Source organism: Microcoleus pseudofavosus SVA1_A4, from assembly GCF_036700565.1.
Classification (GTDB): Bacteria; Cyanobacteriota; Cyanobacteriia; order Cyanobacteriales; family Microcoleaceae; genus Microcoleus.
Genome location: NZ_JAUBPE010000050.1, coordinates 26,015 through 41,671 on the forward strand (window position 1 = coordinate 26,015; position 15,657 = coordinate 41,671).

At 49.0% G+C, this 15,657-nt stretch carries 12 protein-coding genes; 8 read left to right on the forward strand and 4 right to left on the reverse strand.

Translation table 11 applies throughout. The annotated features are described in order from the left end of the window. Positions 1-5 precede the first annotated feature (5 nt). A complete protein-coding gene (locus tag QUA02_RS20735; protein ID WP_333030285.1) occupies positions 6-785 on the forward strand; it encodes an anti-sigma factor domain-containing protein in 780 nt (259 codons plus the stop codon). A 304-nt stretch (positions 786-1,089) separates the two neighbouring features. On the opposite strand, the gene QUA02_RS20740 is transcribed toward QUA02_RS20735, so the two are convergent. Next, complete coding sequence (locus tag QUA02_RS20740; protein WP_333030287.1) at positions 1,090-1,761, reverse strand: hypothetical protein; 672 nt, start codon at positions 1,759-1,761, stop codon at positions 1,090-1,092. Positions 1,762-2,484: 723 nt separating this feature from the next. Between QUA02_RS20740 and ccsB the strand changes: the two genes are divergently transcribed. After that, the gene (gene ccsB / locus QUA02_RS20745) at positions 2,485-3,552 is read left to right on the forward strand and encodes a c-type cytochrome biogenesis protein CcsB (RefSeq protein WP_333030288.1); all 1,068 of its coding nucleotides are present in this window, start codon (positions 2,485-2,487) and stop codon (positions 3,550-3,552) included. 96 nt (positions 3,553-3,648) lie between these two features. On the opposite strand, the gene QUA02_RS20750 is transcribed toward ccsB, so the two are convergent. Next, the gene (locus tag QUA02_RS20750; RefSeq protein ID WP_333030290.1) at positions 3,649-3,816 is read right to left on the reverse strand and encodes a hypothetical protein; all 168 of its coding nucleotides are present in this window, start codon (positions 3,814-3,816) and stop codon (positions 3,649-3,651) included. A gap of 19 nt (positions 3,817-3,835) precedes the next feature. Here QUA02_RS20750 and QUA02_RS20755 point away from each other — a divergent pair, with 19 nt between their 5' ends. Together QUA02_RS20755 and tilS are read left to right on the forward strand one after the other, a co-directional pair. After that, a complete protein-coding gene (locus QUA02_RS20755; protein ID WP_333030291.1) occupies positions 3,836-4,264 on the forward strand; it encodes a KGK domain-containing protein in 429 nt (142 codons plus the stop codon). 191 nt (positions 4,265-4,455) lie between these two features. Further along, positions 4,456-5,595, forward strand: coding sequence for a tRNA lysidine(34) synthetase TilS (tilS, locus tag QUA02_RS20760; RefSeq protein ID WP_333030292.1), 1,140 nt, complete (start codon positions 4,456-4,458; stop codon positions 5,593-5,595). Between the two features lie 7 nt (positions 5,596-5,602). On the opposite strand, the gene hmpF is transcribed toward tilS, so the two are convergent. Beyond that, the gene (gene hmpF / locus QUA02_RS20765) at positions 5,603-7,351 is read right to left on the reverse strand and encodes a pilus motility taxis protein HmpF (RefSeq protein ID WP_333030294.1); all 1,749 of its coding nucleotides are present in this window, start codon (positions 7,349-7,351) and stop codon (positions 5,603-5,605) included. A 1,632-nt stretch (positions 7,352-8,983) separates the two neighbouring features. Here hmpF and QUA02_RS20770 point away from each other — a divergent pair. After that, positions 8,984-10,219, forward strand: coding sequence for a response regulator (locus tag QUA02_RS20770; RefSeq protein WP_333030295.1), 1,236 nt, complete (start codon positions 8,984-8,986; stop codon positions 10,217-10,219). A 346-nt stretch (positions 10,220-10,565) separates the two neighbouring features. Here the strand turns inward: QUA02_RS20770 and QUA02_RS20775 are convergent, their stop codons facing one another. Beyond that, positions 10,566-10,817: a hypothetical protein gene (locus QUA02_RS20775; protein ID WP_333030296.1), complete on the reverse strand. Its 252-nt coding sequence runs from the start codon at positions 10,815-10,817 to the stop codon at positions 10,566-10,568. Positions 10,818-10,915: 98 nt separating this feature from the next. Here QUA02_RS20775 and QUA02_RS20780 point away from each other — a divergent pair, with 98 nt between their 5' ends. The 3 genes from QUA02_RS20780 to QUA02_RS20790 all read left to right on the forward strand — a co-directional run bounded on the left by QUA02_RS20780 (position 10,916) and on the right by QUA02_RS20790 (position 15,647). After that, entirely contained in the window at positions 10,916-11,449 is a 534-nt protein-coding gene (locus QUA02_RS20780; RefSeq protein ID WP_332981787.1) for a chemotaxis protein CheW, read from the forward strand. Positions 11,450-11,591: 142 nt separating this feature from the next. After that, a complete protein-coding gene (locus QUA02_RS20785; protein WP_333030297.1) occupies positions 11,592-14,687 on the forward strand; it encodes a methyl-accepting chemotaxis protein in 3,096 nt (1,031 codons plus the stop codon). A gap of 141 nt (positions 14,688-14,828) precedes the next feature. Further along, positions 14,829-15,647: an HNH endonuclease gene (locus QUA02_RS20790; protein WP_333030298.1), complete on the forward strand. Its 819-nt coding sequence runs from the start codon at positions 14,829-14,831 to the stop codon at positions 15,645-15,647. Positions 15,648-15,657: the final 10 nt, after the last annotated feature.

The following is a 15,657-nucleotide window of genomic DNA, read 5'->3' on the forward strand; positions in this document are numbered from 1 at the left end:
CACCTATGACAGAGCCTTTATTTCCTGAACACTCAAAAGAATTAATGGCAGGTTATGTACTTGGCAACCTCAGCTCTGAAGAAGCCGAGGAATTAAGGCGAGTGCTGAAAGAAAATCCCGAACTAGCTACAGAGGTTGCTAGCCTGCAAGAAGTTCTAGAAGTTATGCCCTACGCCCTACCTGATATCGCACCGCCACCACATCTCTATTCTGCCATTTTAGAAGCTGCCTCGGTGGCTAGCGTTGCAGAACCAAATCCTCATGTTTCTGGAGTTCCTAACTCATTACCCCAGGAAAAACTGAAGCATTCACCTCTACAATTGAGTCGCGTTCTTGGTAGCATAGCGGCACTATTGGCGTTGGCCGTTGGTGTGGATAACTACCGACTCCGGCAAGAAATAACAACGCTTGAGGCTCAGGTAGTGCGACAAAAAGATGTGATTGCAATGCTGCAACAGCCTAATACTCGTCTAGTTTCCCTCAAAGGGATGGCTGACGCATCTGCTGCCTCTGGTAGTATTGTGATCACACCCGGTGAACCCAAAGCTGTTTTAATCTTAAGGAACCTTCCGGTTTTACCACAGGGTCAATTTTATCAGTTATGGTCGGTTATTAATAATGAAAAAATCGCTTGGGAGCCGTTTAATACTAATGAAGCAGGAACAGTTTTTGTCAAACTTTCTCTGCCTGCTAATGCGGAAGTAACACCATTAGTTGTCACGGTTGAAGCATCGCCCTTACTTAAAAATCCTGCTGGACCTATGGTAATGACGGGGACTTTATAAACTAATTGGTAGTGTAAATAATCATGGCGCTAGGTTATAATTCTATATCGAGAAGCAATTTTCATTTTTATCCTCTTAACTATTGATGTGGTTTACCACCAATTGCACCATTTCTTGACGGAAGCGACCGGGGACGAAGAGCGTGAAAATTTCTACTTAGTAGCAAGCTGAAAAAGCTCAAGTTGTTTGCTTGCTTTAAGCTGTTCGGCATTTAAAGGAGGATAGTAGGGTGCGTCAGTAAAGAAGCGTTTCCCATGTATAGTAAGCGTTCTAGCTGACGCACCTTACCTGGATCGTTAATGGTTTAAATGCGTAACAGCTTATTAGATTGGTAATAAATAACTTCCTTGCTAGTTTTACCTGCCACACCCTTCAGATATAGTAAGGGCTTGAATGGTAAATAATCACCGCAATGCCCTTCGCAAAATATAACTTCTCCCTTCCTATTTTTTGCCCACTCGGCCAATTTATTGTAATCAATGAGTTTGCTACCGTATTTGTAACCTTTACCAGCATCTTCTTTATATGGCGGATCGATAAACCAAGTTGCTTCTATGTCAGGAGCTAATGTGTAATCCCCGCTAATAATTCTCCAATGCTTAACCTTGAATAAATTTTCCGCCATGTATCGTTTATTGATCTCCCAATTTCTCGCTAAAACAGGAGTTACTTTAATAGTCTTGTAGTGAAAAGCCATTTTCGTGGCAGCATGAATTATGTGAAGGAACTCTGAACTCTTTTCACCAACCTCTAAATCAGGGAGGCTACTAATTTTTGATGGGGTTGCCTCATCGAGCAACCACTGCCAAATTTTAGTAACTCGCTCGTCTCTCTCAATGAGAGTAACTTCCTTTTTCCAATGATTCCCATATAGTGAATAAGCTGCTGAACCTGCAAACGGTTCTATGATGGCATCAAAGTTAGGAGAGGGGTAATGTTTTGCTATTTGCTTTTTTCTGCCGTAGTAGTAGAACATAGGCTATTAAATACTATACTATAGCCTTTCTCAGTAACATGAGGTGTTCTTGGGCATTGGCCAAACAGGGCATTGGGCATTGGAAGAGTACCTTACTTTCGTGAGAACTGCTATATTAGTTAACGGTGCGCCGAAGTCAAGCAATGTTTAAGGAATTGAAGTCGAGATGACAGTATGCTGACAAAACCGTGCGTCTAACGCTGCTTTAGTGCCGACGGTTGGGAGGTTATATCGTTTCCGGTAGCATCGGAATTATTAGCCAAAATTAGGACACGGCAGTGCCCTCTCCCTACAATATTATTTTCGGTAGGGACACGGCAATGCCGTGTCCTCTATATCATTCCGGTGCAACCGGAATTGATATTATCTGTGACAGTTCGAGGCTATCAGATGTCGCTCAACTTCACCGTTAGACTACGAGGTTAGTCGGTGAACCATTCCGGTAAAACCTCAAGAACATTCTCTACTAAAGCATTACCCAATTCCTTCAGCTCTTTCTCAGAAAAATGCACCAAATACCGCCCCATAACCCAGGAAGCCGAGGGGGAGCGCGTTTGAGGTGTTTTTTGCCCTAAATGGGTCGATCGCCCGCCCCCGCCTCCACAACAGCCAACAAGTCAGAATTACTGCAAAAATTCAAAATCCCAAACCCAAAACTGCCCAACCCCAGTACGATCGATCTAGTTAGCAAAAATAAGTAAAAACATTACCGGAGTAATTTTTATGGATCTGGTCGTACTCCAGAACTGGCTGGACAACATCTCCTTTGCCGTTTTGTTCTCAACAATGCTCGTTTACTGGGTTGGCGCAGCTTTCCCCGGCATTCCCTACCTGGGAGCCCTAGGAACCGCAGGAATGGCCGTCGCCAACCTATCCATCGCTGCTTTACTCGGTTCTCGATGGATAGAAGCCGGCTACTTTCCCTTAAGCAATCTCTACGAATCCCTATTTTTCCTAATTTGGGGAATCACCGCCATCCACCTAGTCGCGGAAAACATGAGCCGTTCCCGCTTAGTAGGAGTAGCGACATCCCCCGTAGCAATGGCAATATCCGCCTTTGCAGCCCTGACTCTGCCCGCAACCATGCAATCTGCAGAGCCCCTAGTACCCGCCCTCAAATCAAACTGGCTGATGATGCACGTTAGCGTCATGATGCTGAGTTACTCAACTTTAATGGTAGGAGCGCTACTGGCGATCGCATTTTTGATCGTCACCCGCGGCCAAAAAATCGAACTCACCGGTAGTTCCTTCGGTACTAACGGCAACCGCAACGGCAACTACCGCCTCCAACGCCCTCAAAACCCCGAACCTCAAATTGCAGAAACCGCCGACAGCGCATTAGCTTTCAGCGAACCCTCTTTCAACTCCAACAATAACGGTTTGGGCACCACCGCAGTGCTCGAATTAGCAACCGTTCAAACCCCATCAACCGCCCCCACTCAAACCGCAGAAATTCTCTCGCCCCAGCGCTTGAATCTAGCAGAAACTCTTGATAACATTAGCTATCGCATCATCGGTTTAGGATTCCCCTTACTGACAGTTGGCATTATTGCCGGTGCGGTTTGGGCGAACGAAGCTTGGGGATCGTACTGGAGTTGGGACCCGAAAGAAACTTGGGCGCTGATTACTTGGTTGGTATTTGCTGCCTACTTGCACGCCCGCATTACTCGCGGCTGGCAGGGAAGGCGCCCAGCAATTTTAGCCGCCACAGGTTTTGTGGTAGTTTGGATTTGCTATCTAGGCGTCAATCTGTTAGGCAAAGGTTTGCATTCCTACGGTTGGTTTTTCTAATTCCCGATCCACCAATCAGCCACAGAAAAACAGCTTAAATCAAAGAATAGGGATTAATATCATCTCCGGTTTTAGGGTGGGCAATCCCCACCTTACTCAACCAGCGAGATTGTAATAATTCACTCCCTCTTCCCTCTTCCTTCTTCCTTCTTCCTTCTTCCTTGTTCCTTCTTCGGTCTTCCCTCTTCCTTCTTCCTTCTTCGTGACATCCGTGACATCCGTGACATCCGTGACAAAATCCGTTGCCGAACTTCCTTCATTCATTAAAATAAGGACAATTGATATGGACGACTCGCAAATATTTCTCAAAGAAGACGATGTTTTGTCTGCTCCTGCCAGCGCTTTGATGTATCAATGTACGTTCAAAGTCAGCGAACTTATGACCATTATGCAGTCAAAATTGGTAGAAGAAAAATTATTCTCAGACGGCATGGATTGCGAGGTGTTAAGTGCCGGGAAACCCTGGACAAAAGGCAAACTTAGGATGCGTCTGGAGTTCAGCCCGATCGACGAACCTGAACTACAAGAACAAAAAGCCCTTCCTGCCGCCCTGGAAGAATCAGACACCGCGCAAGCATACGACCAAAATAGCTCAGAGCAAACCGATACAGATGAGCAATTAAATCTCAGCGACTCAACACAAATAAGTAATAATTTTCCTATTTCTAGGTATCCAGACAGTCACCCCCACAGTCTAGGAATGTGGAGCTAAGCTGCTACTTAGAAGAGAGGGGAAGGGGAATATTTTTGAGTTTTAAGTTGAGAGTTTTGAGCCAAAATTAGGACACGGCACTGCCGTGTCCCTACAATATTATTTTCGGTAGGGACACGGCACTGCCGTGTCCTCTATATCATTCCGGTGCAACCGGAATTGATATGATTTCTTAATGAAAAACTGCTCTCATGGCTGAATCTTCCAATTGGACGCACCTCCACGCTCAACTGCACCGGACGCTGCTGCACCGACAAATATTGCCCTCAAATCAGCGATTGTTAGTAGCAGTATCCGGCGGACAAGATTCTTTGTGCTCGATTAAATTACTGCTAGATTTGCAGCCAAAATGGGGCTGGAATCTAGCGATTGCTCACTGCGATCACCGCTGGCGTTCAGACTCGGAAGCTAACGCAAATCATGTAGAAAATTTAGCTAAGAATTGGGGAATATCCTACTATTTGCAAACAGCCTCGCACATCCCTAAAACTGAAGCAGGCGCCAGACTGTGGCGATATCAAGCTTTAACCGAAATTGCGATCGCCCGCAACTACCCCTACATTGTTACAGGTCACACAGCCAGCGATCGCGCCGAAACACTTCTCTACAACCTGATTCGCGGCAGCGGCGCCGACGGACTTTCTGCCCTCACCTGGACGCGCCCCCTTGCCGATTTTGGATTGCCGATTTTAGATTTTAGATTGGGGAATTCCGGCGAAAATCCCAACTCCCAAATATCTGCCGATTTTAGATTGGAAAATCAGGATGAAAATTCCCAATCGAAAATCCAAAATCTAAAATCTAAAATCTATTTAGTTCGTCCCTTGCTGGAAATAACCCGATCGCAAACAGGTCAATTTTGTCAAGAGCAAAAACTACCGATTTGGGAAGATTCCACAAATCAAGACTTCAAATATGCCCGCAACCGCATTCGATCGCAATTATTGCCTTATTTAGAAACTCATTTCAACCCAAAAGCCCAACAAGCCCTAGCTCAAACAGCCGAACTCCTCCGCGCCGACGTAGAATACCTCGAACTTGCAGCCAGCGACTTGCTACAGCGAGCAATATCTCCAATTGCAGACAGCAACCAGGTGAAATTTCAACTGCCCGTCAAGTTAAATCGCCCGATTTTGCGCGAAGCAGCCCTTGCATTGCAGCGGCGGGCAATGCGACAGCTACTGCAACAAATATTGCCCTCAGCACCCCGCTTTGAAAGCGTAGAAAAACTAACCAGCTTAATCTGTGCACCCAACCGATCGCAAACCGATCCATTTCCTGGAGGAGCGATCGCCCGAGTGGAAAACCCTTGGATCGTTATAAATATTTAATTTTCGGCTAAGGCAGATTCAACAAACCCGAAATAACTTGCCGCAACTGAGCTATATCCATATCTTGCTGCTCTCCAGTCTGCTGCACGCGATCGAGTTCCCCCCCCACCGCTTCCAGCTTTTGGCCGAGCCCCTTCAAATTATCCTGCACCGGCTGCAACATTTCTTGATAAACATTCACCCGGCCCCAGAGTTCCGCCACTGCACCTTTCTGGTTAAACAAATTCTGCTCTAACTGCTTGAGTTCGTAGCGTTTCGCCTCACTTTCCCCATTTTGGCGGTTGACATTTGCCTCAATTTGAGATATTGCCTCCTGCAACTGCTGAATTTCGTTTTCCAGCCTTTGCAATTCTTGGCTTTGCTGCTGCCGATGAGAATTGAGCTGTGCGACGAGCGGCCCCAAATCCATATCTCCTGGCTCTTGTTTTGGAGCATTGGCAGTACCCAAGCGGCGCCACAGCACCCCCTGATGCTGCTTCAAAACATCTTCCCGTTCCTGCAAGCGGAGGCGCTGTCCCACCAGAGTTTCGTTCAACATCTGATAACTTTCCAGCTCATCTGCCATTTCATTTTCCAAAGCCATGCGATCGTACTCGGAAGCCGCTTGAATTTTCCCTTGCAGCTCCTCGATTGTCTCCCGCTGGAGAGTCAACTCCTCCTCTTGATCGTTAACAAACCGGAACACCTTTTCCAAATCCTGTTGCAGGTGTTGCACCAGCCCCTGCAACTCCTCAACCGGCATCTTCTCCAGAGCTGACACATCTACTCTCTGCTCCGCAACCGCAGCACCCGAAGCAGATGCGAGCCTGGAAACTTGCTGGTATAGATCCTCCACAGCCCGCACCTGCAAAGACACCGACTGAGCCTGCTCCTGCTTAGCGCTGAGGGTACTTTGCAGCCCTTTAAGATCCGCCCGAGCCCCGGCCAAAGCATCTTGAGATTGATACCACTCCTGCCAGCGGTTTTGGAGGCTCTGATTTTGTCGATCGACCTCTTCTTGCTGCTGCTGAGCTATGCTGTGTTTTTGCTCCAACTGCTGCCAGTGCAAGTCAAGAATTGCCTGCTGAGCCCCCACAACACCAAAAGACTGATTCAGTTGTTCCCGAAGCCCGAGGGCAGAAGAAATTGCCCCTCCCAGCTTGTTCATCAACTCCTGAATTCTTCTCGCCTGCTGCTCGTCAACCACCGCCCCCTGGGGAACCTGAGACTGCTGCTGGGCCACCCGCTGCTGCTCGCCCCGCAACTGTTCCCAAGCCGTCTGAATTTCCACGCGGCTGCGATCGACATCTTCTCGCAGTCGGTTAGCTTCATCTCGAGTATTTTCAATTTCCGAGCGCTGAGCCTCCAGCCGCTCCAACTCGTCTTCCATTTGAGCCAACTGCTCTTCGCGGGCTTGCATTTCCATTTCCCGGCGATTGAGTTCCTGACTCGAAAACGTCAGAGAAGCCTTCCACTGTTCAATTTCCTCTTCCTTATCCTTAAACTTGTCCTGCAAGCGCGAGAAATTTTGCAGAATGCTCACCAACTGGCGGGCCGCCTCCTGAATCCGCTGCACTTGCTTGCTAGCGCTCAACTCCACCAGCACCAGCGTGCCGTCGTTAAACTTATTAGCTTCCTCAACTGGGATCGCGTCATCGCCTGGTACGGCGCTCCAATTGTGTTCGCCCCGCTGACAAGCTAGCAGTTTCAGTTCAGCCTTACCGCCACCGAGACCAAAGCCGCTTCTCTGTTTTTGTACTTCCGCTAGATACAGCACACTAATAGTCCTCTGCTTCGTAAAACCTATCCCAACTTACTTTAAGCTACTTAAAGGCCTAAAAGACTAAGTGGTGTTTACTGACAACGCTGTTGGGTAGACGGCTAATCCCAAGATAAATAGGCTATCTCCCGATCGCCAAAGCTTCTCAACTAAAGATCGCACGCAGTGTTATCTTTAGTCAACTTACCTAAAATAAATAAGTATAGGCAAGTAAGGATAACTTTTTGCCACTTAAATCTTACTCTTTGGTGTCGTTGGCTCAATCCGGGGATAGCATTTTTTCTTAACTATAGCAGCACTCACGCATAGCAGTGCCTCACCGGAGAGCGTCCCGAAAGCACGGCCGGCGCCCGCTTTCTGGACGAATGAGAGAGCAGTATCAATGCCGCTTGATTAAAGACTAGCTCTCACTGCGGGGACTGCCTTGATACTCTCCGACGATCGAGGCACGGAGATTTTTAAGAAGCTTTGACACTCTTAATGGTGCTATCAACACACCTCTTGACGCTCAAAACAACTATCTTTCGATACTGCGATCGCGCTTACTTTTACTTTTGTTTCATGCTTTCGTTAGCAATGCGTCAACACTAGCCAGTTAGGTACGCTCCTTATCCTGCCTTTATTTACCTGTGCCACAGTCTTACTCAGCTATGCTGGCAGTGTCTTACTGGTTGGGATTTCACGCCCTCTAGGATAATTTGTCACGCAGTTGATACGCCTACTTGTTCGGCACGATGATTGTAACATAGAATGCTGGCAGCCTCAAGGCTGCAACGCAGGTTTCATCCCCGGCTTAAAAGACCGGGGTTCTCACACTACGCGAAGCAGCCCAAAGCTGAAAAAGGTGAAAAACTTTCTATTCTATTGTACCGGGCTTTAGTTGCGGGTCGATCGTGAGAAAAGCCCTCGCTGCCCCTAAGCCGGCGCCATCCTCCGGCGGACTAGGGATTTGAACCGCGCTGCCTTAGAATAGGGAAATGACGCGAGCCTGTGACGCTCGCCGCGCGCGAGCAAAAAGGTCGCTCGGCAGTGAGGGTTTTCCTGACAATTGCCAACAAAGGTTCATTTTGACTGCACCTGATTTTAGGGCTGTGGCCAACCCAAAAAAAACCTCGATCGCAACTCATCCAACCCAACAGACTAGCCTCAAGTTCCCACGGGGGATCGATGGGGGCGCGGAGGCTGGTAGCAGCGGTAAAACCAGAGAATCTTCGGTATTTTGAAGTTGACCTGCGCAAAGATGTGTTGGATAAACTGACGGCATACTCAGCCAAAAACTTCAAAACTTTGGCGATCGAAGACTGGAACCAGTCGGGAATGCCAGCGTTGCACACTCGCGCGAGCCCGTGCAATTGTGCGATGTGGATTCTACGAGTTTAGGCGACAGTTTGAATACAGGTGAAACTCTACACTTAGAGAATGCCGCGAGTTTCGCGGTTTCAGCTTGTGGACTGGTAGCGAGGCCGATCGAGCCCGCGGCTTGCCGTTGCGATCCCTTTCGTCAATTGCCAATTGTGCCAAAGGCATCAGCGCGTGAATTATTGACGGAAACTCAAGTCAATCTTTGCGCCCGCACACAGTCTTTCCGAGATCAGACGCCAACGGTTTTAAAGAGGACACTTTAGTTGCATGCAGGGAAATTTGAGTGAAATTGACATCCGCAGCATCCTGCAATTGATTGAGTTAGGTCAGCGAACCGGAGAACTGTTCGTAGAGGCCTACAGCTCCACCGGCAGCACGGGTACTCAACCTACCCAGCGCTCCCTTGCAGGACAATCCTGGTATGTCTTCTGCTTCAACGGTCAGATTATTTACGCTACCCAGAGTGCGGGAAGTTTGTTTCGCTTGCGCGACTACCTGCGCCGCTACAAAGCAGACACCGCCCTCGACAAAATCCAAGTTCCCTATATGGCATCTACCAATGCCCCAGAATACGGCTACCTGTGGGCCCTGCTAGAAAACCACATCCTTACCCCAGCTCAAGGGCGCAACATCATTCACAGCATGATCCACGAAACCCTGTTTGACTTGCTCAGCCTCCACCAGGGTTCCTTCACTTTTGAAATGGGCCCTGGTTTGGCTCCTCAACTGACCAGCTTAGAAATTAGCTCGCTGCTGACGAAGATTGTCAAACAGGTGCAGCAGTGGAAGCAGTTTCACCCTCACATTCAGTCGCCCAACCAATGCCCGGTGATTTCAGACCCCTCCGAGCTGCGAGTAGCGCTGCCTGTCAATACCTTTAATACTCTCAGACGCTGGGCCGACGGCCACACTTCGATCCGCCAAATGGCGCGGTACCTCAACCGAGATGTACTTACTGTTGCTAAGGCGATTTACCCCTTCGTGCAGCAGGGATTGGTGCAAGTATTTTACGAGCCATCTGTTGCCCCGGCAAACAACAAAAAAGAATGGTCGTCTCCAGAAACCAAGGTTCCTAGAGTTGTCTGTATTGACGACGACAAAATTATTCGCAAAACAGTCGAGTCAATTTTAAACGAACACGGTTACGAAGCTACTACGATCGGCAATCCGCTCCAAGCCCTGAGTTTGGTGTTTCAACTCAAACCCGATTTAATTCTGTGTGACATCGCCATGCCGGAACTCGACGGCTACGAAATTTGCGCTATGCTGCGCAATTCTAGCGCTTTCCGGCAGACGCCGATAGTGATGCTCACGGGCATCGACGGATTTATCGACCGCGTTAAAGCCCGCATGGCCGGGGCTACAGACTTCTATACCAAACCTTTTGGCGAAAGCGAGTTATTAATGCTGGTAGAAAAATATGTGGGGCCAGGCTACCCTCGGACCAATGTATCGCAAAGATTATTAGGCCACTCGCTAGAAGACGAATTAGAAGAAAAATAAATTCCGCACCGGTGGCATTATTGGAGCTTTCTTGTAGCTGCGGTTAGATCGAGTCTCGACCGCCAAGCGAGAGAAAGCTTAGGGCTTCGGGCGATCGCACCATAAACTAGAATGTATAAATCCGCGCACAGGTCATCGGGCGTCGGTAAAACTCTGTTCAATTTCTCTACCCATATCGGGCCGAAGTCGCTCAAAGTGCAAATATAATATACTTGTTCTCCACTTGCAGCCGCTCCGAAAAACCGATGCGCAGAGCTAATTATTCCTAGGCATTTCTGTACAAAGTCGGAGAGTGCAATCAAGCGTCTTAACTGACTCCGTTCATGATTATCAGAACATCTTGATGTCAACAACCCGTCGCTAATCCGAGTACCGGTTTAGCATTCATCGCAGAAATTTGCCAGAATTTTACCCATTTAGCGGCGGTGGGAGTACAAAGTGAACCTTTAAGATTCCACATTAATTGTTCGCAGTCGATTTGAACCCATTTGTGAGCAAAGGTCGCGCGAATTATCGATCGAGCGTGAATTATTGACGGATCGCATCTATTGCCAAGCACTCCTTGGCAGTCGCGCCATTCACCCCTTGGCTGTGTCAAGCTTGGCTTTGTCAAGTTTTGACCGTCGAAGTTTCGATCTGGCTCTTCTTGGCGGGAAACCTCAACAATTTGCTAGAAATGCAGGTGTCAGAATTATGATTAGCGGCAGCCCAGACTTTATATTACCAGGACAAGGCGTAGACCATGCTCCAGAATTCCAAGAACTAGAAACTCCCGAAGGCGAGCTGCACCTGCGGTTCTACGTTCCTTCGGGGAACGAGTTTGCACTGCCGGCGACAGGGATTAGAGAGGTACTATCCCCGTCCCCAGACCGCATGACACCGATCCCCAACGTTTCCTCTTTGCTTTTAGGTACGCTAAACATGAGAGGACGAGTGATTTGGGTGGCAGACCTCGGTCAATTTCTGGGAGACCAAACACCTATGAACACAGACAGACCCGAAATCCCGATCGTGGCTGTGGAAGACCAAGACACAATTTTGGGGTTGGCAGTCGATCGAATTGTGGGGATGGACTGGCTCGACGTAGAGCAACTGCACTCCCAGAACAATGCACCAGACGGCATGATTCCATTTCTGAGGGGAGAATGGATGTTAGGTGCACCAGATCCGAAAGTGCTCCGACTGCTAGATCAAGTGAAAATTCTGCGCTCAGCGCGGTGGGCAGCGTGAAATCGATTTTAGATTTGCGATTTGCGATTTTCGATTGGGGTCTAACCATCAACAGTCACACGACTTGAGGCGCGCATCTAAACATTCAAGATAAAAATCTAAAATCTAAAATCTAAAATCTAAAATCAAAAGAGGGCGGCAAATGGCAACCAGTACCAACTTTCAGCAGGACTACCAACGGGCAGAAGTGGCCTACACGGATGGCAACTATTCAGAAGCTGCGACCCTAGTTTATCAATTAGTAGAAGATTTTCCCGAAGACCCCAGCGCTCGCCTGCTGTGCGGACACATCTACTGCTACGGACTGCAACAGTACGAGGTGGCACGGGAACAGTACACGGTTGTGCTAGGGCTCAGTGACGACCCGAGTTTGGTCGAACACGCTCACAGCGGAATTAACTACACAGACAAATTTTTATCAGGAGAACTGCAAGGGGAAAGTTTCGAGGCTTTGTCGGCTGAAACTGAATTGGAATTCTACCCAGACTTATCTCTCGATGAAGGGTTAGAAGACCCGGATTTGGGACTTTTTCAAGGAAATTCCCCATCCCTGTCCTACGAGAATCAATCGCCAGACGACCTGGAAAACTTGGACTTGGCAGACTTGGGCATGAGCGGCTTGGATTGGGAACCAGAAGACGACTCGCCGGCCGGATCTGGAGAAGATTTAACCTCGCATTCTAACCCCTTTGCTAGCGACAGCGGTGGGATGGCAGCTTATGCTGAGGCGTCCGATCCGCTAGACACGGACGAGTTTTCCGGCTCGGACTTTGGAGACCCTTTTACCTTAGATGACGGAGGGTTTGATCCTGCTGACTTGTCTGGCGGGCAAGTGTCTGGTTCAAGGGCATCTTACTCAGGAGATGTGTTTTCAGAAGCTCCGACTCAGATGCTCAACGGTCAAAGTTTTGCCGGAGGAGAAACCGGGAATTCCTTCGACTCGAACCAACTCGACTCGCCCACTCCCGCGTCCGACAATTTTTTTGGCGATCCTTTTGCGGCGCTCGATTTGCCAGACGAAATCGACGGCAACTCCGACTACGACTACCAAGCCCCGCCCCAAAGCGACCAAAATCACGGTCATAACGCACCCCCGGCAGAAGAAGACCCCTTTGCCGAGGCAATGCCCTCGTCGGGTTTCGCGTCTTCTCGACCTCAAAACAAGCAGCCGAATACCGGCGGGTCGGACTACTCGTCAAACTATTCGCTGGCGGAAGACGAAACGCTGTTGATGGGAGGTGCTGTCCCCAACTCTCACTCGTCAAGGTCGAGCCGGGGACAATTTAATTCGGTCGATCGATCCTCCGCCAACAGCAACGGTTACGGCGACTCGAAACCCCCGGCATTGGGTTCGGCAGACAGCTTCGAGTTAGACGCTTTTGATGACGACGCTTTCAACGATTCTTTCTCTCTCGACGAAAACGAGCAAGCGACAGCTTTCGGGGATGCCGGCAAGAATAGCAGCGAATGGTCGTCAAAAACTGGGAACGCTCAAGAACACAGCGACTTTTTAGACGAATTTGACGATTTTGACGATTTGGGCAATTTGCCGGACTTTGACATCTCAGAAGATGCCAGCACTTCGAGCCTGACTAGAGGTAACACCAATTTTGGCAACTCGACCACCGGCATGATGGGCACGACCGGCAGCAGCCTGGACTTTGACAACAGCGACGGCTCCGCAATTCGGGATGACGAGATATTTAGCATTTCCGGCCCTGCTGATGCCTCGGTGCCGACTTTTGGTTCGACAGAAACAGAAGCGCTCGATACCTCGCTCACTGTAGAACAGGGGGGACTGGCTTTCTTGGAAAATGCCCCTTTGTTTACAAAACAGTTGTACACGGCAATCGGGGCAGGACTGGTTTCTCTGGTAGCTGTGGCTTTCGTCACTAACATTGCCTCCTATCAAGCTCTGCGGCAAGACAAGCCGGAGGCGATCGTTTACCTGCGCCAAACAGGTTGGGTAATGACCGCAGCCGCAGGTGTTACGAGCTTTTTAACTTCTTGGGGCATCGGCCACTTGATCGCCAAGCAGGTGCGCAAGTCGTCGGATAATTTGCAAGCTCAGTTCGATGCCGTATCTCAAGGAACTTTGGACGCTCGCGCTACGATTTACTCGGAAGATGAATTTGGCAAAATGGCTGCTAAATTCAACCACATGGCGAAGGTGATCCAAACCACGATTAGCGATACCAGGCGCAAGTCTGACGAGCAGGAACAGGCAAAAGAAGACTTGCAGCGCCAAGTGATTCGCTTGTTAGATGACGTGGAAGGAGCGGCTCGGGGTGACTTGACGGTGACTGCGGAAGTGACGGCAGACGTTTTGGGCGCTGTTGCTGACTCGTTTAACTTGACAATTCAAAATCTGCGCGAAATCGTCCATCAGGTGAAGCAGGCGGCTCGGGAGGTCAGCAAAGGCGCTACGGATAGTGCCAAGTTTGCGGGCGATTTGTCTTCCGACGCGCTGCGACAAGCTGAGGAACTGGCGGCGACGCTGAATTCGGTGCAAGTCCTCACCGATGCGATTCAGCGGGTCGCAGAGAGTGCTAGAGAGGCGGAAGAAGTGGCTCGGGGCGCGGCGGCAACGGCTCTGAAAGGGGGCGAGGCTGTGGAGCGGACGGTGGCCGGGATTTTGGAAATTCGAGAAACTGTAGCAGAAACTACGCGAAAAGTCAAGAGGTTGGCAGAAGCTTCTCAAGAAATTTCTAAGATTGTGGCTCTTATTGCTACTATTGCCTCCCGGACGAATTTGTTGGCCCTCAACGCCAGTATTGAGGCGGCGAGAGCTGGGGAAGCGGGTAGGGGTTTTGCGATCGTGGCGGATGAGGTGCGACAATTGGCAGATCGATCGGCTAAGTCTTTGAAAGAGATCGAACAGATCGTGATGCAAATTCAAAGCGAAACCGGCGCGGTAATGACGGCGATGGAAGAAGGGACGCAGCAGGTTATTGAGGGGACAAGATTGGCAGAACAGGCGAAGCGATCGCTTGAAGATATCATTCAAGTTACTAATCGAATTGACGTGCTGGTGCGATCTATTACTGCCGACACTGTGGAGCAGAACGAAACAGCTCGCTCGGTGGCCTCGGTGATGCAAGCCGTAGAATTAACTGCTCAGGAAACATCCCAAGAAGCGCAGCGAGTTTCCGGTGCTTTGCAAAATTTGGTAGGCGTTGCTCGCGACCTTTTGACATCGGTAGAAAGATTCCGAGTAGAAACAGCAGAAAGACAATAATTAATTGTCTAATGCTTTTTTTACGGGTTGATTTACAAGCACATTAGTGTGGCAATGATGGCAGACAAAAAGCAACCTCGCAGTCTTAAAACCGCTGCGGGGCTGCCGATCCAACACCTAAAGAAACTAGGAGTTGCAAAGATGAACGATAACATAGTAGAGGTAATTCCTGGTTTATTTGGTGAAGTTCAGCCGACGGGCTGTATTATCTCTAGCCTAGCAAAAAATAGCCGGGGCTATGCCACGAAGAGACTTCGCATTAACGGTGAATGGAAAACGTTTACCGTCCACCGTTTAGTATTAGAATATTCATTAGGTCGGCAGCTCAGACCCGAATACTTTGCTTGCCACACTTGCGATGTCCGCAACTGCATTAATCCTAACCATTTGTGGGAAGGTTCTCGGCTGGAAAATTCTCAAGATAGGTTTAAAAAAGGACGTATTAAAGATGTCGGAAGTACATCGGCGCCTACACCTCAAAAACAACTGCGAGGGAGAGAAATAATTCCCGGCATTCGGGGTGAAATACAGCCGAATGGCTGCATGATTTGCACCTTGGCTAAGCGAAGTGATGGTTACTCTGTTAAAACTATCAGAATTAACGGAAAAAATCAAAGTTTCTATCCCCACAGACTTGTACTGGAACACAAACTGGGAAGGCCTGTCAAACCAGGTTATTTTGCGTGTCACAGTTGCGACGATCGCGGTTGTGTCAATCCCGACCATTTGTGGGAAGGAACTCCCGCAGATAACTCCCGCGATGCTATAGAAAAGAACCGCTTTCCTTTCGTTCCCGGTAAGATATGTCCAAACCGCAAACTCAAACCCGAACAAGTGCGGGAGATTCGCTATCTTTTAGGTGAGGGCATATCGAAAGCAAAAATAGCCAGGACATTTGCCATATCTCGCAGTCAGATTATTCTCTTGGCAAGGGGCGAGATATACAAAGAGCTTCTCTAAAACTACTAAC

Coding starts and splice junctions, on each gene's coding strand:
- QUA02_RS20735 (WP_333030285.1), top strand. CDS start 6: ATGACAGAGCCTTTATTTCCTGAACACTCAAAAGAATTAATGGCAGGT.
- QUA02_RS20740 (WP_333030287.1), bottom strand. CDS start 1,761: ATGTTCTACTACTACGGCAGAAAAAAGCAAATAGCAAAACATTACCCC.
- ccsB (WP_333030288.1), top strand. CDS start 2,485: ATGGATCTGGTCGTACTCCAGAACTGGCTGGACAACATCTCCTTTGCC.
- QUA02_RS20750 (WP_333030290.1), bottom strand. CDS start 3,816: ATGAATGAAGGAAGTTCGGCAACGGATTTTGTCACGGATGTCACGGAT.
- QUA02_RS20755 (WP_333030291.1), top strand. CDS start 3,836: ATGGACGACTCGCAAATATTTCTCAAAGAAGACGATGTTTTGTCTGCT.
- tilS (WP_333030292.1), top strand. CDS start 4,456: ATGGCTGAATCTTCCAATTGGACGCACCTCCACGCTCAACTGCACCGG.
- QUA02_RS20770 (WP_333030295.1), top strand. CDS start 8,984: ATGCAGGGAAATTTGAGTGAAATTGACATCCGCAGCATCCTGCAATTG.
- QUA02_RS20785 (WP_333030297.1), top strand. CDS start 11,592: ATGGCAACCAGTACCAACTTTCAGCAGGACTACCAACGGGCAGAAGTG.
- QUA02_RS20790 (WP_333030298.1), top strand. CDS start 14,829: ATGAACGATAACATAGTAGAGGTAATTCCTGGTTTATTTGGTGAAGTT.